General features: G+C 71.5%; 23 protein-coding genes. 9 read left to right on the top strand and 14 right to left on the bottom strand.

Annotation, left to right across the window (positions count from 1 at the left end; translation table 11 throughout):
• Nucleotides 1-13 precede the first annotated feature (13 nt).
• The 5 genes from ABD691_RS10535 (at nt 14) to ABD691_RS10555 (ending at nt 4613) form a co-directional block, all read left to right on the top strand.
• The gene (locus tag ABD691_RS10535; protein ID WP_344679381.1) at nt 14-1195 is read left to right on the top strand and encodes a Gfo/Idh/MocA family protein; all 1182 of its coding nucleotides are present in this window, start codon (nt 14-16) and stop codon (nt 1193-1195) included.
• Between the two features lie 34 nt (nt 1196-1229).
• Nucleotides 1230-2228, top strand: coding sequence for a sugar phosphate isomerase/epimerase family protein (locus ABD691_RS10540; RefSeq protein ID WP_344679382.1), 999 nt, complete (start codon nt 1230-1232; stop codon nt 2226-2228).
• On the top strand, nt 2228-2602 hold the full coding sequence (locus ABD691_RS10545) for a VOC family protein (RefSeq protein WP_344679383.1): 375 nt from the start codon (nt 2228-2230) through the stop codon (nt 2600-2602). Before ABD691_RS10540 ends, ABD691_RS10545 begins: the two co-directional genes overlap by 1 nt.
• The gene (locus ABD691_RS10550; protein WP_344679384.1) at nt 2599-4017 is read left to right on the top strand and encodes a sugar porter family MFS transporter; all 1419 of its coding nucleotides are present in this window, start codon (nt 2599-2601) and stop codon (nt 4015-4017) included. The genes ABD691_RS10545 and ABD691_RS10550 overlap by 4 nt, the downstream gene beginning before the upstream one ends.
• 95 nt (nt 4018-4112) lie before the next feature.
• Entirely contained in the window at nt 4113-4613 is a 501-nt protein-coding gene (locus ABD691_RS10555) for a DUF2867 domain-containing protein (RefSeq protein ID WP_344679385.1), read from the top strand.
• Between the two features lie 36 nt (nt 4614-4649).
• Here the strand turns inward: ABD691_RS10555 and ABD691_RS10560 are convergent, their stop codons facing one another.
• A complete protein-coding gene (locus tag ABD691_RS10560) occupies nt 4650-6833 on the bottom strand; it encodes a helix-turn-helix domain-containing protein (protein ID WP_344679386.1) in 2184 nt (727 codons plus the stop codon).
• A 254-nt stretch (nt 6834-7087) separates the two neighbouring features.
• Here ABD691_RS10560 and ABD691_RS10565 point away from each other — a divergent pair, with 254 nt between their 5' ends.
• The gene (locus ABD691_RS10565) at nt 7088-7714 is read left to right on the top strand and encodes a GGDEF domain-containing protein (protein ID WP_344679387.1); all 627 of its coding nucleotides are present in this window, start codon (nt 7088-7090) and stop codon (nt 7712-7714) included.
• Between the two features lie 96 nt (nt 7715-7810).
• Here ABD691_RS10565 and ABD691_RS10570 read toward each other — a convergent pair whose 3' ends face one another.
• The 3 genes from ABD691_RS10570 to ABD691_RS10580 all read right to left on the bottom strand — a co-directional run bounded on the left by ABD691_RS10570 (nt 7811) and on the right by ABD691_RS10580 (nt 11647).
• Nucleotides 7811-9151 (bottom strand): NtaA/DmoA family FMN-dependent monooxygenase, encoded by a 1341-nt coding sequence (locus tag ABD691_RS10570; RefSeq protein WP_344679388.1) that lies wholly within the window; start codon nt 9149-9151, stop codon nt 7811-7813.
• Nucleotides 9148-10224, bottom strand: coding sequence for an LLM class flavin-dependent oxidoreductase (locus tag ABD691_RS10575; protein ID WP_344679389.1), 1077 nt, complete (start codon nt 10222-10224; stop codon nt 9148-9150). Before ABD691_RS10575 ends, ABD691_RS10570 begins: the two co-directional genes overlap by 4 nt.
• Nucleotides 10225-10288: 64 nt before the next feature.
• On the bottom strand, nt 10289-11647 hold the full coding sequence (locus ABD691_RS10580; protein ID WP_344679390.1) for an LLM class flavin-dependent oxidoreductase: 1359 nt from the start codon (nt 11645-11647) through the stop codon (nt 10289-10291).
• Between the two features lie 507 nt (nt 11648-12154).
• Here ABD691_RS10580 and ABD691_RS10585 point away from each other — a divergent pair.
• Nucleotides 12155-13378, top strand: coding sequence for an acyl-CoA dehydrogenase family protein (locus ABD691_RS10585; RefSeq protein ID WP_344679392.1), 1224 nt, complete (start codon nt 12155-12157; stop codon nt 13376-13378).
• Between the two features lie 35 nt (nt 13379-13413).
• Here the strand turns inward: ABD691_RS10585 and ABD691_RS10590 are convergent, their stop codons facing one another.
• The 5 genes from ABD691_RS10590 to ABD691_RS10610 form a co-directional block, all read right to left on the bottom strand.
• A complete protein-coding gene (locus tag ABD691_RS10590; protein ID WP_344679393.1) occupies nt 13414-14082 on the bottom strand; it encodes a LuxR C-terminal-related transcriptional regulator in 669 nt (222 codons plus the stop codon).
• Between the two features lie 115 nt (nt 14083-14197).
• Nucleotides 14198-14518: a hypothetical protein gene (locus ABD691_RS10595; protein WP_344679394.1), complete on the bottom strand. Its 321-nt coding sequence runs from the start codon at nt 14516-14518 to the stop codon at nt 14198-14200.
• Nucleotides 14519-14536: 18 nt separating this feature from the next.
• Complete coding sequence (locus ABD691_RS10600) at nt 14537-15595, bottom strand: hypothetical protein (RefSeq protein WP_344679395.1); 1059 nt, start codon at nt 15593-15595, stop codon at nt 14537-14539.
• A gap of 82 nt (nt 15596-15677) precedes the next feature.
• Nucleotides 15678-16367: a LuxR C-terminal-related transcriptional regulator gene (locus ABD691_RS10605; RefSeq protein WP_344679396.1), complete on the bottom strand. Its 690-nt coding sequence runs from the start codon at nt 16365-16367 to the stop codon at nt 15678-15680.
• Between the two features lie 101 nt (nt 16368-16468).
• The gene (locus tag ABD691_RS10610) at nt 16469-17161 is read right to left on the bottom strand and encodes an ArsR/SmtB family transcription factor (RefSeq protein WP_344679397.1); all 693 of its coding nucleotides are present in this window, start codon (nt 17159-17161) and stop codon (nt 16469-16471) included.
• 64 nt (nt 17162-17225) lie between these two features.
• Between ABD691_RS10610 and ABD691_RS10615 the strand changes: the two genes are divergently transcribed.
• Entirely contained in the window at nt 17226-18536 is a 1311-nt protein-coding gene (locus ABD691_RS10615) for an isocitrate lyase/PEP mutase family protein (protein WP_344679398.1), read from the top strand.
• A gap of 101 nt (nt 18537-18637) precedes the next feature.
• Complete coding sequence (locus tag ABD691_RS10620; RefSeq protein ID WP_344679399.1) at nt 18638-18952, top strand: LysM peptidoglycan-binding domain-containing protein; 315 nt, start codon at nt 18638-18640, stop codon at nt 18950-18952.
• A gap of 55 nt (nt 18953-19007) precedes the next feature.
• On the opposite strand, the gene ABD691_RS10625 is transcribed toward ABD691_RS10620, so the two are convergent.
• From ABD691_RS10625 to ABD691_RS10645, 5 genes are all read right to left on the bottom strand, one after another.
• On the bottom strand, nt 19008-20132 hold the full coding sequence (locus ABD691_RS10625) for a hypothetical protein (protein WP_344679400.1): 1125 nt from the start codon (nt 20130-20132) through the stop codon (nt 19008-19010).
• Nucleotides 20133-20142: 10 nt separating this feature from the next.
• Nucleotides 20143-21753, bottom strand: a complete 1611-nt coding sequence (locus tag ABD691_RS10630) for a hypothetical protein (RefSeq protein ID WP_344679401.1) — start codon at nt 21751-21753, stop codon at nt 20143-20145.
• A gap of 105 nt (nt 21754-21858) precedes the next feature.
• Nucleotides 21859-22185, bottom strand: a complete 327-nt coding sequence (locus tag ABD691_RS10635; protein WP_344679402.1) for a protealysin inhibitor emfourin — start codon at nt 22183-22185, stop codon at nt 21859-21861.
• A gap of 114 nt (nt 22186-22299) precedes the next feature.
• A complete protein-coding gene (locus ABD691_RS10640) occupies nt 22300-23367 on the bottom strand; it encodes a M4 family metallopeptidase (RefSeq protein WP_344679403.1) in 1068 nt (355 codons plus the stop codon).
• A 156-nt stretch (nt 23368-23523) separates the two neighbouring features.
• The gene (locus tag ABD691_RS10645; protein WP_344679404.1) at nt 23524-24888 is read right to left on the bottom strand and encodes a caspase family protein; all 1365 of its coding nucleotides are present in this window, start codon (nt 24886-24888) and stop codon (nt 23524-23526) included.
• Between the last annotated feature and the right edge of the window lie 5 nt (nt 24889-24893).

Raw genomic sequence — 24893 nt, forward strand, 5'->3', positions numbered from 1 at the left:
AGAAGCCGCAACGATGTCGAAGCAGCCACTGTCCGTAGCGGTCATCGGCGCCGGCATGGCCGGGCGCAGCCACGCCGCCGGTTACCGCCAGGTCAACACCGTCTTCGGCGCCGGTCTGCCGCCAATCCGGCTGGCGGCCGTCGCCGACGCCAACACCGAGCTCGCGGCCGACGCCGCGCGCCGCTACGGCTACGAGAAGGCCGTGGCGAGCTGGGAGGAGATCGCCGACGACCCGTCGATCGACGCGGTGAGCATCGTCGTCGGCAACGCGCTGCACCGCCCGATCGCCGAAGCGCTGATCCGCGCGGGCAAGCACGTGCTCTGCGAGAAGCCGCTGGCCGGGTCGATGGCCGACGCCGAGGCGATGGTCGCCGCCGAGCGGACCGCCGAGGTGGTGACCGCGGTCGGCTACACCTTCCGCCGGTCCCCGGCGATCACCGCGATCCGGGACCACGTGCGGCGCGGCGAGCTGGGCGAGCTGACCCTGTTCAACGGCCGCTACTGGTGCGACTACGCCACCGATCCGCGCAGCCCGCTGAGCTGGCGGTTCAAGGGCGGCCCCGGCAGCGGCGCGCTCGGCGACATCGGCGCGCACGTCATCGACGTGGCCGAGTACGTCTGCGGGCCGATCACGTCGGTCTCCGGCGGTGCGCTGTCGACGCAGATCCCGAAGCGGCCGTTGCCGCTGGGAGCGGTCGTCGGGCACAACGCCGCACCGGTCAGCGACGAGGTGGGCGAGGTCGACAACGAGGACTCCGCGGTGTTCTCCGCCCGGTTCAGCTCCGGGCTCACCGGCTCGTTCTCGGTGTCGCGCACCGCTTTCGGCCTGCCCAACGGGCTCGCCTTCGACGCCTGCGGGCTGTCCGGCCGGGCCTCGTTCGACTGGCACCGGCCCGCCGAGTACGTCTTCGACGACGCCCAGCCCGAGGCCCGGACCCGAGGCGCCCGGCAGGTCATCGCCGGTCCGCAGCTGCCCTACTTCGCGGGCGGGTACCCGATGGAGGCGCCGGGTGTCGGCGGCGGCAACGCCGAGATGTTCGTCTACCAGTGCCGTGCCTTCCTCGACCAGGTCAGCGGGACGCCGGACCCCCTTCCGGCGTGCGCCTCGTTCGCCGACGCGCTGCGCACCATGCGGATCACCCAGGCCGTCGTCCGGTCCGCCGGAAGCCGTGGCTCGGCCGTCGAGATCGACTGATTCCCCTACGCCGCAAAGACGAAAGGACACGACCATGCCGCTCAAGCTCGGCGCCTACACCGCCTGCCTGCACGACCGGACGCTGGAGGAAGCCCTCGACCTGCTGGCCGCGAACGGACTGACGTCGGTGGAGGTCAACACCGGCGGCTTCATCCCCGCTCCGCACTGCCCGGTCGACCTCCTGCTGTCCTCCGAGCGCGCCCGCCGGGACTACCTGGAGACCTTCGCGTCGCGGGGCATGGAGCTGACCGGGCTGAACTGCAACGGAAACCCGCTCAACCCGCTGCCCGGCGTCGGCCCCAAACACGCCGACGACCTGCGCCGGACCATCCGGCTGGCGGGCCTGCTCGGCATCGGCAACGTCGTGACCATGTCCGGCACCCCCGGCTCGGACCCGGGCGCGAAGTACCCGTCCTGGGTGGTGAACCCGTGGGACGGCGTCTACCTGGACGTCCTGGACTACCAGTGGGGCGTCGCGGTGGAGTTCTGGAAGGAGATCGACGCCCTGGCCCGCGCCAACGACGTCCGGGTGGCCGTCGAGATGCACCCGCACAACCTGGTGTTCTCCCCCGTGACGCTGAAGAAGCTGGTGGAGCTGACCGGCGCGACCAACGTGGGCGCCGAGATGGACCCCTCGCACCTGATGTGGCAGGGCATGGACGTGGCCGCCTGCATCCGCTACCTCGGGCCGCTGGTGTTCCACGCCGCGGCCAAGGACGCGATGATCTGCCCCGGGGTCGACGTGCGCGGCGTGCTCGACAGCTCGTTCGAGCGGGTTCCCGCCGACGCCCCCGGCAAGGTGCCGACCGGGATCGGCTTCTGGTGCAACTCCTGGCCGGAGAACCCCGCGTGGAAGTTCGTCGCGGTCGGCGTCGGCCACGACACCGCCTACTGGGCCGAGTTCCTCAACGCGCTGGCCGAGGTCGACCCCGACATGGCCGTCAACATCGAGCACGAGGACGCCGCCTACTCCCGGACCGAAGGGCTCGCCCTCGCCGCCAAGAACCTCCTCGCCGCCGCGGCGGAGCGGTGATGGGCCCGCTGGAGATCCACCACGTGTCGCTGATGGTCGCAGACCTCGACGACGCGCTGGACTTCTACGTCAACGGGCTGGGCCTGCGCCCGCGCATCGACCGGCCGGACTCCGGTGTGCGCGGCGCCTGGCTCGACCTCGGCGACCGCCAGCTGCACCTCATCGAGGGCGATCCGCCACCGGCGGCCGGGCAGCACTTCGCACTGCGGGTGTCCGATTTGGACGCGGCGCGGAACCTGCTGCGAGATCGCGGAATCGCGGTCGGTGAACCAACCAGGGTCGGACGCGCGAGGCAGGCGTTCCTCCGCGACCCTTCGGGCAACGCCATCGAACTGCACGAGCCGGCAACCCACGACGGAGGGTCGAACCGATGAGCAGAACCGGAACGCACGACAGACATCCGTTACCACCCGCCGAAGGCTCCGGGCCGCACACCGCGCGGCTGGGCATGGTCGCCGTCGTGGCCACGTTCGGCGGGCTGCTCTTCGGCTACGACACGGGCGTCATCAACGGCGCGCTCGACCCGATGAAGGCCGATCTCGGCCTCACGCCGGTGACCGAGGGCTTCGTGGTGAGCATCCTGATCTTCGGCGCCGCGCTCGGTGCGGCGGTCGGCGGGAGGCTCGCCGACCGGCACGGCAGGCGGCACAACATCCTGCTGCTGTCCGGGATCTTCATCGTCGGCACCCTCGGCTGCGCCCTGGCTCCGACCTGGCAGCTGCTCGCGCTGTTCCGCTTCGTGCTCGGCTTCGCCGTCGGCGGCGCCTCCACCACCGTGCCGGTCTACCTCGCCGAGGTCGCACCGGTGGAGCGCCGCGGAAGCCTGGTGTCCCGCAACGAGGTCATGATCGTGTCCGGCCAGTTCGCGGCCTTCGTCGTCAACGCGCTGATCATCAACGTCTGGGGCGAGCACACCTCGGTGTGGCGCTACATGCTGGTGGTGGCGGTGCTGCCCGCGATCGCCCTGCTCGTCGGCATGATCCGGCTCCCGGAAAGCCCGCGCTGGCTCGCGTCCCGTGGCCGCGACGACGACGCGCTGGCGGTGCTCAAGCAACTGCGCCCGCCGCGGCGGGCGGAGGCCGAGATGGCCGAGGTCCACGCGCTTGCCGAGGAAGAACGGCAGTCCCGGACCGGGAACTGGTTCGACCTCGGCTCCCGCTGGATCCGGCGGCTGGTGCTCATCGGTGCCGCGCTGGGGATCTTCCAGCAGCTGACCGGGATCAACTCGATCATGTACTACGGCACGCAGCTGCTCCAGATGGCGGGGTTCTCCAGCAACGGCGCGATCATCGCCAACACCGCCAACGGCCTGTTCAGCGTCCTCGGCGTCAGCGTCGGCATCCTGCTGATCAACCGGATCGACCGGCGCGCCATGCTGATCGGCGGCTTCGCACTGATCACCACGTTCCACGTCCTCATCGGAGCGTCGGCGACGCTGCTGCCCGACACCGCGGCCAAGCCCTACGTCGTCCTGGTCTTCGTCGTGGCGTTCGTGTTCTCGATGCAGGGCACGCTCGGCCCGCTGGTGTGGCTCATGCTCTCCGAGATCTTCCCGCTCCGGATCCGGAGTTTCGCCATGGGCGGGTGCGTTTTCGTGCTGTGGCTGACCAACGCGGGCGTCACCTTCGGCTTCCCGCCCGCGGTCGCCGCGCTGGGCATCGCGCCGACGTTCTTCGTCTTCGCCGGAATCGGCTTGCTGGGCATCGTCTTCGTCGCGACGCTGGTCCCCGAAACCCGGGGCAGGACCCTTGAGGAATTCGAGGACCAGTACCGCGCCCAGTACTCGTGATGCCCCGGTGCGCCCGGAGTTGACTCCACCCGCTGATCACCCCTAGCCTCACATCCATACAGTCCTGTATGGATGTGAACCGGCGAGGAGTTCCCATGCCTGATCCCACTTCCCGGCCCCACGGCACCGCGCGCGAAATCGCCGTCCCACAGGACATGCGGACGCTGAGCGCGTTGTCCCGCATCGACTACGAGAACGCCATCCGCGTCGAGTTCGACGGCGCCGGTGACCGCACCGCGCAGCAGTGGTTCCGGGCGATCCTGGAGGGAGCACCCGCCGAGCTGCGCGAGGCGCTGGTGTCGGGCTGGTCGTCGGTGCTCGGCCTGCGGCTCGGGCCGCTGGACTCCGACCGGCACGTCCTGGGCTGGCCGATCCGCCACAGCACTCCGGACGAAGTCGTGCTCAGCACGAGCTCGGACGACGGCTTGCACGGCGAACTCGTCGTCCAGCGCACACCGGACGCGGTGCTGACCGGGAGCTTCATCCGGCTCGACACCGCCGCCGTCCGCAGGAAGTGGAACGAGGTGCTCTACCAGCACACCCCCGCGATGTGCCAACTCCTCGACGGCGCCGTCAGCCGCGTGGTGCCGGCCTGACGATTTTCCCGTCAGGCCAAAGGAAAACCCTCGGCCTCAGGAACGGCTGACGCGCTCCAGCTCGTCCCGCAGGTCCGCCTCCCGGGGATCCCCGATCGTGCCTGCCAGCTCGGCGGCCAGCCGGAGGTGGTCGGCGGCCTGCTCGGGAACCGCCCGCGCCATCACGACCAGGGCCGAGATCCGGCCCCACACCAGGTCGGTGTCCCTGGCGTGGGCGTCGGCCTCGCGGGCGAGCTGGAACGCGTCGTCCGGTCGCGGCGGGTCGATGTGCAACCAGGACTCCGCCAGGGCGGTCGCCGTCCACACCGTGATCGCCGGGTCGGGCACGTCCGGCGCGTGCTGCTGCGCCTCGTTGTAGATCTCGGCCGCGGTTTCCCAGTCCCCGCGCCTGGCCGCCAGCGCGCCGCGCAGCGAGGTCCCGAGCATGATGCCCGCGGTCCAGCCGACCGCCTCGTGCGCGGCCAGGCCCTCGGTGATCAGCGGGTCGATCGCGTCGTCGTCGGCGCCGAGGACCAGCTGCCAGCGGGCGGCGTTGAACGCCGACCAGCCCACGTCTCGGCGGTGCCGTTCGCCCAGCTCGCGGCGGAGTTCCAGCCCCAGCAGCAGGTGCCGCACCGCGCGGTCGACGTCACCGGCGTCCCCGGCCGCCAGGCCGCGGGCGTGGTGGCACCAGGCGGCACCCTCGGTATCGAGGTCGGCGACGGAGGCCAGCACCTCGGCCGCGGCCCGGTCCCACGACACCAGCGGCTTGATCACGTAGCTGCCGGACGTCCCGGCGGCGACCAGCTGCCAGGCCAGCCTGGTCCAGCCGCGTTCCAGCGCCGCGTGGACCGGCGCGGGATAGGTCCAGTGCGCCTGGCTCCAGGCGAGCGCCTGCTCGTAGTTGTGCACCGCGGGCGGCTCGACGCCATCCGGCAGCGGGGTCAGGTCCTGCGGCGTGTCGTCGCGTCCCGCGATGTGCGGCGCCGCGGCGGTCAGCCCGTGCAGCAGCCAGGTCAGCCCGCGTTCCAGCACCGCGTCGCGCTCCTGCTGCGAGTCCACGCGCTGGCCTTCGCGCCGGGCGAACTCCCGGTGCGGATCCAGGTAGTCCACCCCGCCCGGAACCCGGTCCAGCAGGCAGGCGTCCACCAGCGCCGCCAGGTTCCGGCGCACGGTGCGGCGGTCGGTTCCGGCCAGCGCGGCGGCCTGCCCTTCCGACAGCACGCCGCCGATGAGCGCGCAGTGCCGCCAAACCCGTTGCTGCTCGGCGGAAAGCTGGGCGTAGGACTGCCGCGTCGCGCGGTCGACCGGGGTGAGTTCGTCGGCGGCGTCCAGATCGTGGGCCATGGTGATCACGGTCTCCTGTGTCCAGTGGGCGGTGGCGTCGCGGGCGGCGGTTACCAGCGCCAGCGGCATCCCCCCGCACGGCCGCACCAGCGGGCCCACCACGAGGGGCGGCCAGCCGGTGCGGACGGCCAGCAGTTCGGTGGCCTCACCCTCGGCCAGCGGAGGCAGGTCGATGTGCAGCGCCCCGTCGGCAGTGGTTCGGTCACGGCTCGTGACGAGCAGCAAACTATCCGGACGCGACGGGATCAAGGGTTGGATTTGTTCCGGCCGTGCGTTATCGGCGACCACCACCAGCCGGCGTCCCGCCCCCAGCCTGCGCCAGGTCTCGATCAGCTCGTCCAGGTCCCCGGCCAGCGCGGACTCCGGTGCGCCCAGCGCCCGGCACCACGACCGCAGGACCGAATCCAGCGGGCGCGGACCGGACGAGTCGTCCCAGCCGCGCAGGTCCGCCCACAGCGCGCCCTGCACCTGCCGCCGCACCCGGTGCGCGGCGTGCGCCGCCGCGGTGGTCTTGCCGATCCCGCCGGGACCGGTGATCACCACCGTCGCCGACCGCACCGGCGCGGGCTCGGCCAGCGCCGCCTCGGCCGCGGCCAGGACCTCGCGCCTGCCGACCACGGGCCACGGCGCGGGCGGCAGCAGGTCGGGTTCGGCGGTCGCGGCGTGCCGGGCGCGGGGCAGGGCGTGCCAGCCGTCCAGGATCCGGCCGTCCGCCCCCAACGCCCTGTCCAGCGCGTCCGCCGAATCCCGGGACAGCCCCCGGTCGGTGCTGCCGCGCTCGGCGTGCGACACCGTGCCCGGATTGACGCCCGACCGCGCCGCCAGCGCCCGGACGCTCCAGCCCCGGTCCTCGCGCAGCTGCCGAATCAACCTGCCCAGCTCAGCGTGATCCACGCGCCCTCCCTTACCCTCTCGTCACCCCGCGTGTCCGGCATTTGCGCCAGCGACCCCCCAGTTGGACGAATCAGGGGGTGTTGGGAAAACCCCCACACCCCCAACACTGCCGTAGATCACCTTTTCCGGGGCATCCTCCTGCCCATGACCGCAACCGGCCTGCCCACCACCGGCGCCGTCACCTCGCCGCTCCCGCCGCGGCCACCGGCCCCGGCATCCGGCCGCGGCACCAGCGCTGCCACCGGACTCCGGTCATGATCCGCAACCTGCACGCGGCCAGCCTCGCGCTCGCCGCGACCGCGCTCACCGGCTGGGCGCTGACCGCCCGGCACGCCCGGCGGCTCGCCGCCCAGGCCCGCATCGACCCGCTGACCGGCGCGCTGCGCCGCGGCCCGTTCATCGCCGCCGCCGAGGAGAAGCTGCGCCGCACCGACAACCTCGCGATCGCGGTGGCCGACGTCGACAACCTCAAGCCCATCAACGACGAGTTCGGCCACGCGGCCGGTGATCTGGTGCTGGCCGCCACCGCGCGGCGGCTCGCCGAACCGCTGTCGGGTCACCTGCCGCTGGTCGGCAGGCTCGGCGGCGACGAGTTCGCGATGGTCTACGTCGCCCCCGATCCGCACGACCTGCGCGCGCTGGCCGGGCGGCTGCGGGAACCGGTGGACCGGGCCGGGCTGCCCGCTCTGCCCGCGGGCGTCAGCTTCGGCGTCGCGACCTGCAACCGGCGGGCGACCTGCACCCTGGCCCGGGCGCTGGACGTCGCCGACGCGGCGATGTACCAGGACAAGAACCACCACCGCGCGATCAGCCGGACCACGTCCCTGCTGGCGCGTGGCGGCCGGGACCGGCACTCCCCAGGACTGCGCCGACCGGGCTGACGGCCGGCCGCACCGAGGACCGATCGAACTGAGGGGGCCGACCGGGCTGAGCTCCGCGCACCCCGCAAGGGGAAGCTCAGCACCGGTCGGCAGCGGTCACGGGCTGCCCACCCCGAAGTTCTCGCCCAGCCCGAGGTTCCCACGCAGCCCGAAGTTCTCATCCAGCCCGAAGTTCTCCCGCAGCGTGGAACCGGTGTAATCGGCCTTGGCGATCCCCCGCCTGCGCAGCTCGTGCAGCAGACCGTTGACGGCGAAGTCGTGCTGGCGGTCGTCGCCCAGCCCGCCCAGCGCGAGCACGTCGAGCACCCCGGCCCGGAACCGCTCCTCGACCTGGTCGGCCAGCTGCTCGGGAGTGCCCGCCGCTGCCCAGTGCCCGGTGTCCTGCGCGGCGATGATCAGCTCCCGCAGCGTGTAGCCCCGGCGGGCGTACTCGCTGAAGATCTCCACCCGGCCCCGGCGGCGGTGGACCGATTCGAGCCGCGGCAGCAGGCTTTCCGGCAGCTTCTCGTCCAGCTTGACCTCGGAGAGGTCCACGCCGCCGCCGAGCATGTCGGCGACCTGGGTCCGGCCGTGCTCGAAGTCGATCGCCTCCCGCTTCTCCCGCACCAGACGCCTGGCTTCCTCCTCGGTGGCGCCGTAGGTCGCGTGGAACGAGCTGAAGATCAGCGGTAACCCGGCAGGCCGCCCGTGCGCCACTGCCTGCTTGCGGACTTTCGCGGTGTAGTCCCGCGCCACCCGCAAGGTCGGCAACGAGGTGAACACGACCTCGGCGAAGCGGGCGCCCAGCGCGATCCCCGCCTCGGACTGCCCCGCCTGGATCTGCACCGGCCGCCCCTGCGGCAGCGGCGGGATGTTCAGCGGGCCGCGGACCGCGAAGTGCCGGCCGGCGTGGTCGATCGGCAGCACCTTGCCGCGGTCCAGGACCACATCGCCGTCCGGCCCCTTCCGCAACGCGCCGTCCTTCCAGCTGTCCCACAGCGCGTTGACCACTTCCAGCGCCTCGGCGGCGCGGGCGTACCGCTCCTCCGGGCTGGGCAGCTCGCCGGGCCCGAAGTTCTCCTCGCCGACCGCGGAGGTCACCAGGTTCCAGGCCGCGCGGCCGTTGCTGACGTGGTCCAGCGTCCCGAACAGCCGCGCCAGGTTGTACGGGTGGTGGAACGTGGTGGAGACCGTCGCGATCAGGCCCACGTGCCGCGTGACCTGGCTCAGCGCGGACACGAACACCAGGGGCTCCTGGGCACCGATCGCCCCCTGCGCCCCGAAGCTGAGCAGGTCGGCGGCGAACAGGGCATCGATCCGCGCCGCTTCCGCGCGCCGGGCCACCTCGACCGCGTCGTCCAGTGTGGACCTCGCCGGATCGGTCGCCAGCCGGTAGATCCCGGGATCCCCGCTGACTCCGGTCACGGTCCTGAGCGTCTTCGACGGCTCAGCGCTCATCGCGTCCCCTCTCCGCGCAGCAGCGGCAGCAGTTGCTCGCCCTGGCGCCGGATCTCGGTCAGGTACGGCGTGTCCGACAGGACGAAGTGGGTGATGCCGAGGCCCTGGTACTTCCGCAGCGAGCGCGCCACGTCCTCGGCCGAGCCGACCAGCCAGGTGGTGCCCGCACCGGCGCCGCCGACCCTGCCGGGTGCGGTGTAGAGGTTGTCGTCGAGCACCTCGCCCCGCTCGGCCAGGTCGAGCAGCCGCTGCTGGCCGGTGGCGGTCCGCCGGTCCGGGCCGCGGTTGTCGAAGCCCTTGCCGCCGGCCATCGCCGCGACCTTGGCCTCGGCGTCGGCCCACGCCTGCTCGGTGGTGTCCCGCACCAGCGTGGTCACCCGCAGCCCGAACTCCAGCGGCGCGTGTTCCCGGCCCAGTTCCGCGCTGAGCCGCTTGAGCCGGTCGATCCGCTCGCGGATCCCGTCCAGCGGTTCTCCCCAGAACAGCTGGACGTCCGCCTCCGCGGCGGCCACCCGCTCGGCGGCCGGGGACGCTCCGCCGAAGTAGAGCCGGGGATGCCTGCGCCCGTCCCGCACGACCGGCCGGGGCTCCAGCGTCGAGCCGGTGACGGCGAAGTGCTCGCCGTGGTAGGTGACGTTCTCCTCGGTCCACAGCCCGCGCACGATCCGGAGGAACTCCCGGGTGCGGTCGTAGCGCTGGGCCTGGTCGCCTTCGCTGTCGCCGTAGGCGGCGAGGTCGTCCCGGCCGGACACGATGTTGACCAGCACCCGGCCGCCGGTGAGCTGGTCCAGCGTCGCGGCGGCGGAGGCGAAGTGGGCCGGATGCCAGTAGCCGGGCCGGATCGCGATCAGCGGCTGGAACGCCGTGGTCCGCGCGGCCAGCGCGGTCGCGACGGTGAAGGTGTCCGGCCTGCCCCACCCGGCGCCGAGCAGCGCACCGCCCCAGCCGTGCTCTTCGAGCGCCACGGCGTGGCTGGTCAGCGTCGCCAGGCTGTTGTGGTCCTCGACGACGTCGTCCCCGCGATGGCCGGGCCGGACCTGGTTCGGGATGTACCAGAGGAATTCGAGGCTCATGACTGCGTTCCCCGTTCGGATCGGCGGCGGTCCGCCACCCGGCTGTCCCTTGTGGATGGTGAGGTCATCGGCCGAAGGCACCCCGGTAGGCCGCGGCCGGGTGCCGGTCGTCGAGCCGGTCGCGGCCGGTGAGCTTGCGGCGCGCCGTGCCCGGTTCCGGCTCCGGCGCGGCCAGGCCGCGTTGCCGCAACTGCGGCAGCACGTGCTCGATGAACTCCCGGTAGCTGCCCGGGATCGTGTAGTTGATGACGTTGATCCCGCCCACCCCGGCGTCGCGCCAGCGGCCGAGCACGTCGGCGATCTGCTCCGGGGTGCCGACCACGCGGCTGTTGCGGGACCGCAGCCGTGCCAGGTCGCGCACCGTCGGCTCGCGGTCGGGGACCGCTTCCCGCAGCCAGCGGAGGCTGCTGCGGGAGCCCTCGGATTCCACCTCGCCGACGGGCGTGTCCAGGTCGTAGTGGCCCAGGTCGACGCCGATGCTCCCCGCAGCGTGCGCGACCATGGTGTCGTCGTCGATGTACTCGTCGAGCTCGGCGGACCTGCGCCGGGCCTCCTGCTCGGTCGAGCCGATGACGAACGACAGCCCCTGGAAGAACGTCAGGTCGTCCGGGTGCCTGCCCGCCTCGGCCACCAGCCCGCGGGTGTCGGCGATGAGGTCGCGGGCCGCGTCCGGGCTCGGCGAGCTGATGAACTGCGCCTCGGCGTTGCGCGCCGCGAAGCGCCGCCCGGCGGGCGACGAGCCCGCCTGGAACAGCAGCGGCGTGCGCTGCGGCGAGGGCGCGACCAGGTGCGGGCCCTCCACCCGGTAGCGCTTGCCGACGTGGTGGATCTTGTGCACCCTGTCGAACTCGCCATGCACGCCCCGCACCTTGTCCTGCGGCAGCGCGTCGTCCTCCCAAGAGCCTTCCCAGAGCTTGTAGACGACGTCCACGTACTCCTCGGCCCAGGCGTAGCGCTCGTCGTGCGGGGTGATGTCGTCGTAACCGAAGTTTCGCCACGCGTTGGCCGACAGGCTGGTGACGATGTTCCACGCGATCCGCCCGCGGGTGGCGTGGTCCAGCGTCGAGATCTTGCGGGCGAAGTTGAACGGGTGCTCCTGGAGGATCGAGCTGGTGATGGCGATCCCCAGGTTCTCGGTGGCGTGCGCGAGCGCCGAGACGATGACCGACGGGTCATTGCTCGGGATCTGCAAACCCGATTCGACGAACTTCTCCCACGATCCGCGGTGGTCGGCGTACAGGCCCACCACGTCGGCGAAGAAGACGAAGTCGAACCCGCCGCGGTCCAGTTCCACCGCCAGCGAGACCCAGTGCTCCAGCGAGTTGAAGTCGGTCTGCCGGGCCTCCGGCAGGCGCCACGCGCCGTGGGTGATGTGCGAGGTGGTGTTCATGACGAACGCGGCGAACCGCAACGGCCGGGGCATCGGTGGACCTCCTGTCGGTGTGGCCGGGGATTCCAGGCTCGGGCGCGGCTGACTCGGGCGCGACGGCTGCGGCGGCGGATTCGTCCGGCAGGGCCGAGTTTCACGACGGCCCGAACCGGCCGTCAAGACGGCCCCGCGCCCGTCGCAGCCAATGGGACGCGAGCGGATCACCCTTGGCGCACAAGGTATTTTGAGCCCGCGCGCGGGAAGCGCCCGAGGAGTGGGACGGTTCCGGAGCCGGTTGACAATCCCCGCGGTGGCGGCCAAGTATTCCCAACGTGTTCGTTCTCGCCTCGTTCACCCGTCGCAGGCACGTGGATCTGCACCGCCGGACCAGCCAGGCGTGTCGTCCCGCCAGACCGTGAGCCCCGGATCTTGCGGCACAGCGCGGTTCTCAGCCACCGCGCCGTCTCTTTGAACGAGTTTTCCCTTCACCGCGGCACATCCGCGGCATCAACGGAAAGGAACGACCGTGCCCGCTTCTGTCTTCTCGATCCGGAGTCCGCGATGAGCGCCGCCACGATCTCCGCGCCCCGGCCGACCGACGACGAGCTCCTGGCGCGGTTCCGGCCCGTGTTCGAGCGCATCGGCGAGCACGCCGCCGAGCGCGAGCGGAACCGGCGGCTGCCTTACGAAGAGGTGCGCGCCTTGCGGGACGCGGGATTCGGCGCGATCCGGCTGCCGCCGGAGCACGGCGGGCTCGGCGCGAGCATCCCGCAGCTGTTCCTGCTGCTGATCGAACTCGCCGCCGCGGAGTCCAACCTGCCGCAGGCCCTGCGCGTGCACTTCAGCTTCGCCGAGGAGCTGTTGTCCGAACCCGACTCCTCACGGAGGCGCCAATGGCTGAGCCGGATCGGCTCCGGAGCGCTAGTCGGCAACGCCCACTCCGAACGCGGCAACCCGCGCGGCACCTTCGCCACGACCCTGCGCTCGGCAGACGGCAAATTGCTGTTGAACGGCACCAAGTTCTACAGCACCGGTGCGCTTTTCGCCGACTACATCGTCACTTTCTCCACCGACGGCAACGGCGACATCGTCCGGCTGGTGGTCGACGCGGGCGCACCCGGGGTCGTGCGGGAGGACGACTGGCGGGGGTTCGGGCAGCGGCTGACCGCCAGCGGCACGACCCGCTTCACCGAGGTCGAGGTCGACCCCGCCGACATCCGCCACACCCTCGGACCGGACGAGTCGATCCCGCGGCACGGCTTCCTGCAACTGGTCCAGCTCGCCGGGCTGGCAGGCATCGCCCATCGCGCGTCGGCCGACACCGCCGAGTACGTGCGCCGCCGCAAGCGCACCTTCAGCCACGGCAACGCCGATCTCGTCCGCGACGACCCGCTGGTCCAGCAGGTGGTCGGCCGCGTCGACAGCGCCGCGCACGCCGCCCGCGCCATCGTCCTGTCCGCGGCCACGGCGCTGGAAGCCGCCGCTGCCGACCCGGACGACGCGGAGCTGGCGGGGTCCGCCGACATCGCGATCTACCGCGCCCAGGTGACCGTGATCGATCTCGTCCTCGGGGCCACCACCGCCCTGTTCGACGTCGGCGGCGCGTCCATCGTGGACGAGGAGCTGCGGCTGGACCGGCACTGGCGGAACGCGCGCACTCTCGCCGTGCACAACCCGGTGATCTACAAGCAGCGGCTCGTCGGGGATTACGTGCTCAACGGGACTCTGCCGACGTTGCTTCCTTCCGTGGGGACCGTCGATTCCAAGCCACCTGGGGATGGATGAAATTGTCCATGTAGGACATGAATGTCGAGGCCGGCTCACACGCGCCGTCGCGAGGCGCTGTCGAGCAGCTCTGCGTGACTCAGCCGCTGGCGGCGGATCCACGCGGCGGCCTCTGCGCGCGCGTGCAGGCCCAGCTTCTCCAGGATGTTGTGCACGTGGTTCTTCACGGTCGCGAGTGCGATGCACAGGCGGTGCGCGATCTCCTGGTTGGACAGCCCCTGTTCGAGCAGCACCGCTATCTCGGCCTCGCGGCGGCTCAGCCCGTGGTCCGATCCGTTGCGCTGCAGCTCCCCGGCGAGCTCGGCGACCCTGCGGCTGAGCACCGCCGCGATGTGCGGGGAGCAGCGCATCTCGCCCCGCGCCGCGCTGCCGATCGTGCTGACCAGCTCGGCGATCGAGCTGCACCGGGTCAGGTAACCGGCCGCTCCCGCCTCGGCGTAGGCGACGATGTCGGCTTCGCCGCCCGAGACTCCCATGACGATGACGCGCGCCAGCGGGTTGCCCGCGCGGGAGGCGGCGACCGCACCCGGGCCGTCCGCCAGGTGCGCCACGTCGAGCAGCACGATCCGGGGCCGTTCGCCCAGCTCCCGGAGTTCGGCGGGCGAGGCGGCCGTGACGACGTCGAAGTCCCCGGCGTGGTGCAGGGCCAGCGCCAGACCTTCCCGGTAGAACCTGGTTTCGGCGATCACCACTACCTCGACCATGAGGCACCACCACAGCACGCGGAGCAAGAGTTGCCGAGCCGCTGCCGACCCACCTGCCGATGCTACGCCGGAGCCGCCCGGCGTCCCACCCGCCGTGACGCCCGGTCACGTTCCGTCACGGCACCGCCAGCATGTCGAGCAGCCCCAGCGGGGAGAGCTCGCCGAGCGGCTCGCAGCGGAACATCGCACCGCCGTCCCGGCCGATGAGCACCAGCGGCTTGGCCGGGCGCTGCTCCAGCAGCCGGAGGAGCACTTCGGCGCTGCCGAGGTTGAGCACGACGACGTCGGCTCCCGAGGTGTCGATGGGCTCCGCGTCCCGGCCCACCTCGTGCGCGAGCGCACCGGCCACGATCAGGTCCGGTCGCCGTCGAACAGCTGTTTCGACGATCTCGCGCATGAGCCGGGGCATGTCGATGAGCAGGATCCTGGTGTTCACGCTGACGGTCCTCCGGGGCTAGTCGACCTCCTGGGCGGGCGGCTGACCACCTCCTCTCCTGGTGCTCGGCGGACGCGGGCTCTCGGGTCCGGCGACGGCCTGCATGACGGCGTTGCCGCGTTCGTCGACGAACCGGGTGAACAGCTGTTGCGCGGCGCCGAAGACGATCGCCCAGCCGATGATCTGCGCCGACGTGTCGAGCGCGGTGAGTCCGGGGACGAACTCCGCGCGCATGAGCAGCAGCCCGAGCACCGCGGTCAGCGCTCCGGTCGGCAGCTTGAGGACCGCCAGGGCCAGCGGCACGTTGTACGCGGTCGCGGTGCCCCGGATCTGGCGCAGCGTGGCAGCGGCGGTCACCGCCGCGGCGGTGAGGCCCGCCGTTTCCACGACCACGTAGTCCCACGGCCTGGTCGCCAGGTGGTACTCGCGGTCGAGGTCACCGCCGAAACCGCCGTCCAGCGTCGGGCACACGACCGCGCCGAGCGGGTGGAAGCACATCGGCACCGCGTCCTTGTAGAGCGCGGCCAGCACCGCGACGGCGATGCTGATAGCCAGGAGGCCGGCCGCCCACCCGTAGACGATGCGGGCGAAGCTGCGCACCCGCACCACCTCGCGCTCCTGGACGCGATACGCGGCGCGCACCGCGTCTACCACTGCGGTCCGCTGCGAGTTCGCGGCGTCGTTCTTCCAGTCCCGCGCGCAGCGCACGATCTTGGACCTGCGCTGGTCGTGCGGCAACAGGTTTTCCTCCACCAGCGCGACGAGATCGGGGAGCATGCCCCGGAGGTCCTCCACCGGTGCGATCCGGATTATGTTGGTGTGCGCGGAGTTCATGTTGGCCAGCGCGCAGTCCACCTCCCCCGCGCGGGGCCACCACTTCCGCGAGGAGTCGACGGCGTCCTCGGCCTTCGCCAGGTGCGCGCAGGCGCTGTCCTTGAGCTCCACGAGGCACGGCCCCTGTTCCGCGCGCTTCCACTCGTACTCCAGGAGCGCCCGGAGTTCGGTGATGCGCGCCAGGGTCCGCTGTCCCCACGGCCATCTGCGGGTGCCCCACTCCCGCTGGTCCTCCTCGTGCAAGGCGACCTCCCGGAGCCGACCGCCTTCTCCTGCACGGCATATCGTCCCGGTCAGCGGGGACCGGCGGAATGGTCCTCGTGGTTCACCGTGGGTTCACCGGTTCGCGCGGCGGATCCACCAGGCCGTTGGCGGGCCGCAGGGCGCCCGTCGTGCGGAGCAGGGCGGAGCGGTCGAGCCGTTGCGACCGCGCCCAGGCCGCGGCGTCGGCACGGCCTTGCAGTCCCAGCTTGCCGAGGATGTTGTGCACGTGGTTCTTCACCGTGGCCAACGCGATGCGCAGCTGCCGGGAGATCTCCTGATTGGACAGTCCCTGCTCCAGCAGCTCGACGATCTCGGCCTCCCGGCGGCTGAGCGGCCCGGCCGTGCCGTCGGGCCGCGCCCCGGTGCTCAGCGCGGCGGCGACGCGAGGCGAGCAGCGCAGCTCCCCCGTCGCCGCGCTCCGGACCGTGCGGACCAGTTCGGCGATCGAGTGACCGCGCGTCAGGTACCCGGCGGCTCCCAGCTCGGCGTAGGCGACGATCTCGGACTCGTCGTCGGAAACGCCCAGCACGACGATCCGGAGCCCGGGACTGCGTGCGCGCAACGACATCACGGCGCTGCGCCCGTGCGGCGAACCGATCACGTCGACCAGCGCGATTCCCCGCTCCGACACGGCGATGTCGTCGATTCGCGCGGCGGCCGAGACCACCTCGAAGTCGGCGACGTTCTGGAGGACGAACGTCAGGCCCTCGCGGTAGAACCTCGTCGGAGCGACGATGACGATCTCGATCACGCAGACCCCCGCTCAGCCCGATCGCCCCCGAACCCGCCGACAGCACGCTACCCGGCCGCGGGCCGGTGCCGATACGGCCAATGGTCCTGCGCGGTGCGGACTCAGCGGATTCCCCTGGTGGAAAAGGGTTCGTGCAGAAGTTCCGCGAGCCGCTCGGCGCCCTCGGGTGTCACGGCGACAGCGCGGCCCGCACCGGCGCGCCTGATCCACCTGCGCTCGAACAGCGCCCGGCAGATGTGGGCGCCGGCCGCTCCGGCCAGGTGCGGGCGCCGCTCGGTCCAGTCCAGGCACTGCCGTGCGAGCGGACGCCGTCCGGTGGCGACCGGGCCGTCGAGGTTGCGTTCGATCCATCCGAGACCTTCAGGGCTGACGGCGAGGGTCTCGTCGAGCACGCCGAGGTTGCGCAGCGCGTCGGTGACCGCGACGCCGAGACGGCCGGCGAGGTGGTCGTAGCAGGTTCGCCCGCGCGCCAGCGCTTCCCGCTTCGTCACGGCCTTCAGGCCCGACGCGGGTGCCGGCCGATGCGGTGCCAGGGACGCCAGTTCCTCGATGCAGGCCGCCACCCGCTCGTCGGCGAGCTCGATGTAGCGGCTCCGGCCCCGGCGGTCCTCGCGGCACAGTCCCGCCTGGACCAGCACGGTCGCGTGCTCGCTCGCGGTCGGCATCGACACGCCCGCGTGCCGGGCGAGTTCGGAGAGCGACCACGCACGGCCGTCCAGGAGGGCGTCGCAGAACGCGGCGCGGGTGCCGTTGGCCAGCGCGCCCGCGGTCGTCGCGATTCCTTCGGCGGACATGGCTCGATTATCACCTCCGAACAGTTCGGCCCCACCCGAACTGTTCCGGATCTAGCGTTGCCGCGTGGACATCTTGCACAACCCCGCTTATTCGGTTCCGGTGCAGCCGCCCGCGAGCGGCGGCGTGGCGTGGCTGCGCGGCCACGTCCCGCGGTTCGCGGAGGGCCCGGCGCACACGCGGCGGCGCAGGTCGGCTGAGCGGATGCTCGCCTCGGTCGACCTCGAAGCGCTCCGGCGTCCCGGTGCACCGGTGGCGAACCTGGCCGAGGCGATCGGACTGCCGCGCTCGGTCGCGTTCGACGTCGCGCTCGTCGCCCCCTGCTACCAGCCCCACCACCCGGTGACCAGGGCGGCCGACGAGGCGGTGGCGCGCCTGGTCGCCTCGGCCGGCGGTCGGTGGGACGAGGAAACCGCGGTCCGCATCGGTCTGCTGGTGCAGGCCCACGACGCCACCCGGGCGCTGATCGCGGGGTACGAGACGCCGGTGCCCGCGACCCGGCGGATCGCCCCGGACGGTTCGGAGGCCGTCGCCGACCTCACCGGCCGCCCCTTCGGCGCCGGACCGCACGCCTGCCCTGCCGAAACCCACGCCGAGGCGCTGGCCGAAGGAGCCCGCGTCTTCCGGCGGATGCACGAGGGGCCGGAGCCGCTGGTACTGCCGAACGCGTGGGACGTGGCGTCGGCCCTGGCGCTGGTGGAGGCCGGTTTCACCGCGATCGGCACCACCAGCCTCGGCGTCGCGGCGGCCCATGGCATGGCCGATGCCACCGGTGCCGGTGCCGCCGAGACCAAGGACCTGGCGCGGCTGCTCGCGACGCTGCCCGTCCCGGTCACCGTCGACATCGAGTACGGGCTCGGCCGCGATCCGGTCGAACTGGCGGACGAGCTGTCGGTGCTGGGCGTGGCCGGGATCAACATCGAGGACGGCCGCCCCACCGGCCTCGCGGCCCCCGCCGAGCAGGCCGAGATCATCCGGTCGATCAAGGACGCTGTCCCCGAGCTGTTCGTCAACGCCCGCGTCGACACCTGCTGGCAGCAGACCGCGCTTACGGAAACCCGGTCGCGCGCCGATCGCTACGTCGAAGCAGGCGCCGACGGCGTCTTCGTCCCCGGACTGCGGGAACCCGGCCTGATCCGCACCCTGGCCGCCGAACTCCCCGTGCCGCTCAACCTGCTCGGCCAGCTCCCGGTCCCGCAGCTGCGCGATCTCGGAGTGCGCCGGGTGAGCACCGGGTCGCTCCTGTTCCGGGCCGCGGTGAAGGCGGCCACCGACACCGCGGAAGCGGTCCGCGCCGGGAACCCGGTCGGCGACGTCCCGACCTACGCCGAGATCGCGGCCCGGACCCTTGGCGGTGGAACCGGAACGGCGGGATGAACCGCGAATGGACCCCGCTGCCCATTGCACCGGTGTTCCCCGCTGCGCCCTACTGGACGAGGCGGCACCTGTGAAAAAGCGGCCAGCTCCAGGAGGAAACCATGACGGACTGCAACACCTACAAGGTGCAGAAGGGCGACACGCTCTCCGAGATCGGTGAGTGGTTCCACGTCCCGTGGAAGGAACTCCAGCGCCTCAACGACATCGAGAACCCCGACGTGATCGTCCCGGGCCAGCGGCTGCGCCTGTCCGACGACGACAGCGTCTGCCGGACCTACACGGTGCGCTCGGGGGACACGCTGTCCGAGATCGGCGAGCGGTTCCACGTCAGGTGGAAGCCCCTCGCCCACTACAACGGGATCCTGGACCCGGACGTCATCCGCACCGGGCAGACGCTCTGCATCCCGTTGGGATAGCCCAAACCGGAACAGCGCAGGCCGCCCTCGACATCGGGGCGGCCTGTCGCGCGCGTCAGCCCGCGGCGTAGCGGGACGGCAGCAGCATCGTGCCCAGGTTCTCCGGTGGGGCGAACGACGGTGCCAGGGCGCTGGTCCCGGCCTGCAGCCGCAGCCGGACGCACTCCATCGGCTCGACCTCGTTCTGCCCGAACCGGCACGCCACGCCGGTCAGCTTCACGGTGATGTGGTCGGCGAGCTGACTGCCGAACGAGATGGGCTGACCGTCGATGGTGATGTCGCCGACGGTGAACCCGGCTTCCTCCGGAACCTCGTACACGGCCCGGACCGGGTAGTTCTCCGCCCCGCGCACGCAATGCCAGTACGCGGCCGGATCCGAGCCGTCGGGAGTGCGGAAGTCACCGGTCGACAACCCTCCGATGTAGAGGCCGATCGGGTTCTTCAGCGTCACGCTCGCCCCCTGCCGCGCCAGGGCGTTGACCTCGCCGCCGATGTGCGGGTCGCTGTTGCGCTCGGGAGCCCCGTACAGACCGCACTTGATCAGCTCCTGTTCGCGGGTGAGCACGGCGCCTTCCCGCCGGCGCACGATGGTGGCCGCCGCGGCGAGTTCCACTTCCGCGAACAGCGAGTTCGGGTCGTGGATCAGGTGCATCGCGCCCTCGGTGGTGCTCCGGTTCCAGCGGTTGCGCACGATGTAGTTCCCGCCGGAGTCGAACAGGTCCGCCTCGGCCACCTGCTCGCTGACGAACTTCCGGTACAGCTCGACCAGCGTCTCCGGTGCCGTCTGCGCCAGGAAGGACCACCACTCCCGCGGCTCGCAGGTGAAGGTGACCTTCCGGATCCTGCCGTCGGAATCCCGGGTGGCGCTCCACTCCAGGTACTCGTCCTGCGCCTCCCGCGCGGCCTCGGCGCGGCGCCAGCGCTGCAGGTCCCCTGGGAAGTTCCGGCGGATCTGCCGGGGGAACGCCGACCAGCTGATCTCGGCTTCGGCCGCGTCCGCTGCCGTCTCGGTCTCGGTCGGGTCGTAGAACAGGGCGCGTGGCGAGTCGTTCTCCTTCTGGTCCGGCTGCCCGGCCCGGACCTGCTGGAAGATGCTCTTGACCGCGTCGCTCCACGACTTCCTGGCTTCCTCGCCCACATCGTCCACGAGTCCGATCGGGTCGAACCGCGTCAGCACCATGTCGTTCTCCTCACCGGTGGCCCTGATGTTCGGTTTCCGGTCCGACGGTCGCGTCCCGGCGCATCGCGAGGACCGGCATGTCGACGGGGATGTCCGTGCGCGGCAGCAGGAGCGGGAACTCGTTGAGCGCGCTGGCCGCGAACGTCCGGCGCCGCGACTCCGCGAGCCGGACGTAGGAGTCGAAGCCGTCCGCGTCCGCCGCGACCTCCGCCGCCGCGTCGAGGTAGTTCTTGAGTTGTTCGGACAACGCGGATTTCCACTGGTCCGCGGGGAGTTCCCACATCCGGGCGAACTCCCGCTCCGGGCTGTCCTCCCCCAGCGATCCGGCCGCGGCGGTGATCCGCTCGGCCGTGCGGTCCGCCAGGTCCGAGCCGCTGTCGGTCACGGTCGCGACCTCCGGCGCGTGGCGCATGAGCGCGGCCCGGCGCTTGGAGTAGACCGGGTTGGGGAAGTCGACCATCGAGGCGCAGGCGGCGAACCGCGCGCTGAGCAAACCGGATCGGATCGCCTGGCGCACCACCTCGTTGTCCTCCAAAGCCGGTTCGGGGAACAGGAACGCGAAGTGCGTGTCCCCGGGCCACTGCGCGCCCTTTCCGTCCTCGAGCCGGAACCGGTAGCGGGCGAGGCTCGCGCGGTAGTGCTCGCCGCGGACCAGTGGCGCCTGCCCCGGCGTGTCGATCCCCAGGTCCTCCAGCAGTTCCAGGTTGAACAGGAAGGTCAGCGGCAGAGCCAGATCCGACGAGTCGTCGACGGCCGCGCTCTCGCTGTCCGTCGTGCGCAGGTTCACCGTGGTCGTTTCGAGCAGGTGCCGCAGCAGCCGGTCCGGGTGCTCGATGCCCGGGCCGCCGGCGATCGCCCGGAGCCGGGATCCGGTCCAGCGCTCGACGCACCGCTTGGCGACCTGCTTCTCGAAGACGTCGGCGTTCTGGCGGTCGCGCCACAGCGGATCGGTGCGCAGCGGGCTGTCCGGCGGGATCGCGTCGTGCACGCCGGCGCGCGAGGAATGCCAGTTGTTCCAGGGCTCCCGCAGCTCGCGCATCACGACGCTGCCGTTGGTGTGGGCGCTGAACGGACCCTGGCCTCGGGTGCTCGGTTCGAGCGCGTCGTTGGAATCCCCGGCGAAGATCCACGCCGTGGTGCCCTCGAACCGGAGGTAGTAGTCGAAGACCCCGTTCTCGTCGTCCCAGGCGAGAACCTGCAGGAAAGCATCGGGCGAATCCGCGTCGGGCGCCGTGGTCACCAGCAGCTCGGCCTGCTCCTTGCTGCGTCCGCGCGAGACCAGGCAGCGCAGTTGCCGCGCCACGTCCCGGGTCTCCTGGGTCCAGGGCAGCTGGCTGCCCTCGCCGGTCAGGAAGGTCATCTGCACCGGGACGGCTTGCGGGCCTTCAGCGGCGTCCAGCGCGGACACCAGTTCGCGCAGGGTCGCGGGGAAGATTCCGCGCTGGAACAGCAGGACGGCGAGGGGATCCCTGAGCCGTGCCAGCTCACCGTCGTCCACCGGGGTGCCGGTCGGCGGGTCGAGTCCCGTGCGCAACCGGTGCAGCCGACCACCTTCCGGTGCTCCGGTCTCCCCGGCGATGCTCGTCACCGTCACCGGTCGCGCGACGTCCATGCGTGCCATCGCTTCATCGTCCGGGGCTCGCGGCGATACCGGGAATGGACCGGTGGATTCAAAAGGGATCCAGACCGGCTGCGCACCGGCCGGGCGTGAAACCGCGCTCCGGGATCACAGTTCGTCGATCGCCCGCTGCTCCAGCCACTCGACCAGTGGCCGCAGCTCCTCCGGCAGGGCGGTCTGGGACACCACCACGCTCGATCGCGTGCCGCCGCGCTCGACGGTCACCTCGTACTGGAACATGTCCGCGCCAGGACCGGTGATCGGCGAGCGTTCGGCCAGCCGTTCGACACCGGCCTGCTCCAGGTGGCGTTCCAGGACCCCGCGCGACTCGTCGTCGAGGTCCGCGGCGCGGACCGAGGTCGCCAGCTCGCCACCCGCGAACAACCCTCCGGTCCGTTGCAGGGATATCGTCCACTCCGGTCGCTCAGCACCCACGCCGCGAAGACTAAGGGCTGTCCGCGCGGCGGGCAGGACGGCAGACAGGTTTCGACGCGGGCCGGACCTCGACGCGGGCCAGATTTGACACGCGCCAAGAACCTCGACGCCGCCCTAGATCTCGACGCCGACCGCGGCCCAGCCGTTGGCCACCGCGTCGGCCTCGGTGCTGCCGACGCCGAAGAGCTGGCCCGCCATCCGGTGGTTCAGCCGGGCGAACTGGCGGAAGTCGGCGTGCGGGCGCAGTTGCTCGTGCCCCAGCGTCGCGTAGAGGATCCGCCCCGCGCGCTCCCAGGAACGGCCGCCGAGCGCCGAGGCGATCTCGAAGAACGCCCGGTTCGGGATCCCGGAGTTGATGTGCACCCCACCGTTGTCGGCGGCGGTGACCACCAAGTCCTTCATGTGCGCCGGTTGCCTGTCCTTGCCTAGCCTGGGGTCGTCGAAGGCGGTCCCGGGCTCCTTCATCGACCGCAGCGCCTTTCCGCGCACGCCCTCGGCGAGGATTTCGGCGCCCACCAGCCAGTCGGCCTCCGCGGCGGTCTCGTCGCGCGCCCACTGGTGCACCATCGCGCCGAAGGCGTCGGCGATGTGCTCGTTGAGCGCACCGGACTGCCCCTGGTAGACGAGCGGACCGTCGAACTGGATCACGCCGTGCCCGAGTTCGTGCGCGCAGACCGACAGCGACTTGGTGAGCCGGGTGAACAGCTTCCCGCTGCCGTCGCCGAACAGCATCTGGTCGCCGTCCCAGAACGCGTTGTCGACCTTCTTGCCGAAGTGCACGACGCCGTCGAGGGTCATCCCGGCGTTGTCGATCGAGTTCCTGGCCAGCACCTCGAAGAAGAACTTCCAGGTGGTGCCGAAGTGGTCGAACGCCTCGTCGGTGGCGGCATCGCCGATGCTGCCGTCGCCCTCCTTGCGCACGATGGGCGACCCGGTGTCGACGCCGGTCCTCGCGTCGCGGATCACGCGGTTCATCGACGGTTCCCGGAGACCGGCCGCGGCGGCGATCGGCATGCCCATGGCCGAGCGCACCGCTTCGGCCTGGGATCGCGCCGAACGCAACGTGGTGGACACCGCCAGCGTGCTCAGGGCGGCTTCGCGATCTTCTTCGTCGCCGCGTCTGGCGATGTCGACCAGGACGTAGTCCGGAACCACGCACTGGATGGGATTGGGCGAGCGCATGGTGCAGCTCCTCCCTGGTGAGATCGGATCACCGGCTGCCCGACGGCCGCCGGATGCGGCGCGGAGGCTCCCCGCCGCCTCTCATCATCAGGTCTCGCGGGCAGCCGAGGATGAACCGCGCGGGTTCAAACGGGATGCAGCCGGGCTCCGCCCGGTTCACGCTCGCGGCGCGCGGAGGCGTGCGGCGTTGACCAGCCAGTAGATGCCGACGACGAAGGCGGTGCAGAGCAAGAACACCGAGGTGAAGGTCGCGGTGCCGAAGATTCCCGTGATCCGCGTGAGCACCCACAGCACGGGCATCCAGATCCACGCGGCCACCACGTGCGAGAGGAACGCCCCGCGTCCGTTCACCGGGGACTTCCGGTACCACCTCGTGCCGACGATGCTGCTGGCGATTCCCCACAGCAGACCGCCGAGCACGAGCGGGGTCATCAGCTCCCCGAGCGGTTCGAAGCCCGCCGGGACGAGCCACGCGTTCGCCAGCGACTTCAGCCGGTCCAGCACCCAGTACTCAAGCAGGGCTGTGGGGACGAAGACGAGGAACAGCGACAGCGCGATGCACTGCAGCCACCCCGGATCCGCGCTGATCGACTCGGGTTCCTGTTCCGCAGGACGGGCAGGCACGCTCGGTTCCGGCGGACCAGCGGACCGAGCGGCCACCTCCTCCCGCACGGGTTCCTCCGGCTTCGTCGCGGCAGCTTCCTGCGGTGCTGTCGTCGTTTTCGTCGCGACCGGGGACTGCGGCCCGGACCTCGCCGATGGCACTCGCCAAGGACCGGACAGCGTCCGCGCGATGTAGAGGTCCCCCTGCAGTTCGCTGCGCATGTTCGGCGTCTGTTCGGGATGCGCGTTCCTGACGTGGTCGTAGATGTAGTCGTAGAGCTCCTGCACGGTCACGTAGCCGTCGCCGTTCGCGTCCGCGCTGCCGGTGCCGAGCCCTTCCACGAGCGCGTTGGTGAACACCGAGGACCCGGGCGGGCCGAACGCGCGGATGGCGTCGGCCTCGTAGGCGTACTCCATCGCCGAGGACGCCGTGATGATCGCCCGGCCGTGCCCCTGCAGGGCGTCCACCACGTCGACCTGCTGCGAACCCCGGGAGCGGAATCCGCGCGCGAACGCCCCGCTGAAGCAGCAGTCCACCATGATCACGATCCGCCGCGACCGGGACCGGTTGATCTGGTCGAGCACGTAGCCCGCCGGAACACCGGTCGCCTCCAGCAGGTCGGCCTCGGTGTCGTGCATCGCCAGCACGATCTCGCCGTTGGTGTCCTTCACGCCGTGGCAGGCGAAGAACAGCAGCAGGAAGTCGTCCAGCGCCCGGTTGCGGAAGAACCGCGAGACCGCTTTGGTCACCTCGTAGTGCGGCCGGTTGACCAGCGTGTCCACCTCGAAGTTGCCGATGTTCTCGGCGCTGAGCAGGCCGCTGAGGCGCCACAGGTCGACCTCCGGCGAGCGCAGGTGCTGGAACGTCGGGTCGGTGTAGTTGTCGCAGGCGACCAGCAGCGCCGCCTTGGTGCCCACCGCCC

Origin of the sequence: Saccharopolyspora taberi (assembly GCF_039534165.1) — a bacterium.
Lineage (GTDB): Bacteria > Actinomycetota > Actinomycetes > Mycobacteriales > Pseudonocardiaceae > Saccharopolyspora_D > Saccharopolyspora_D taberi.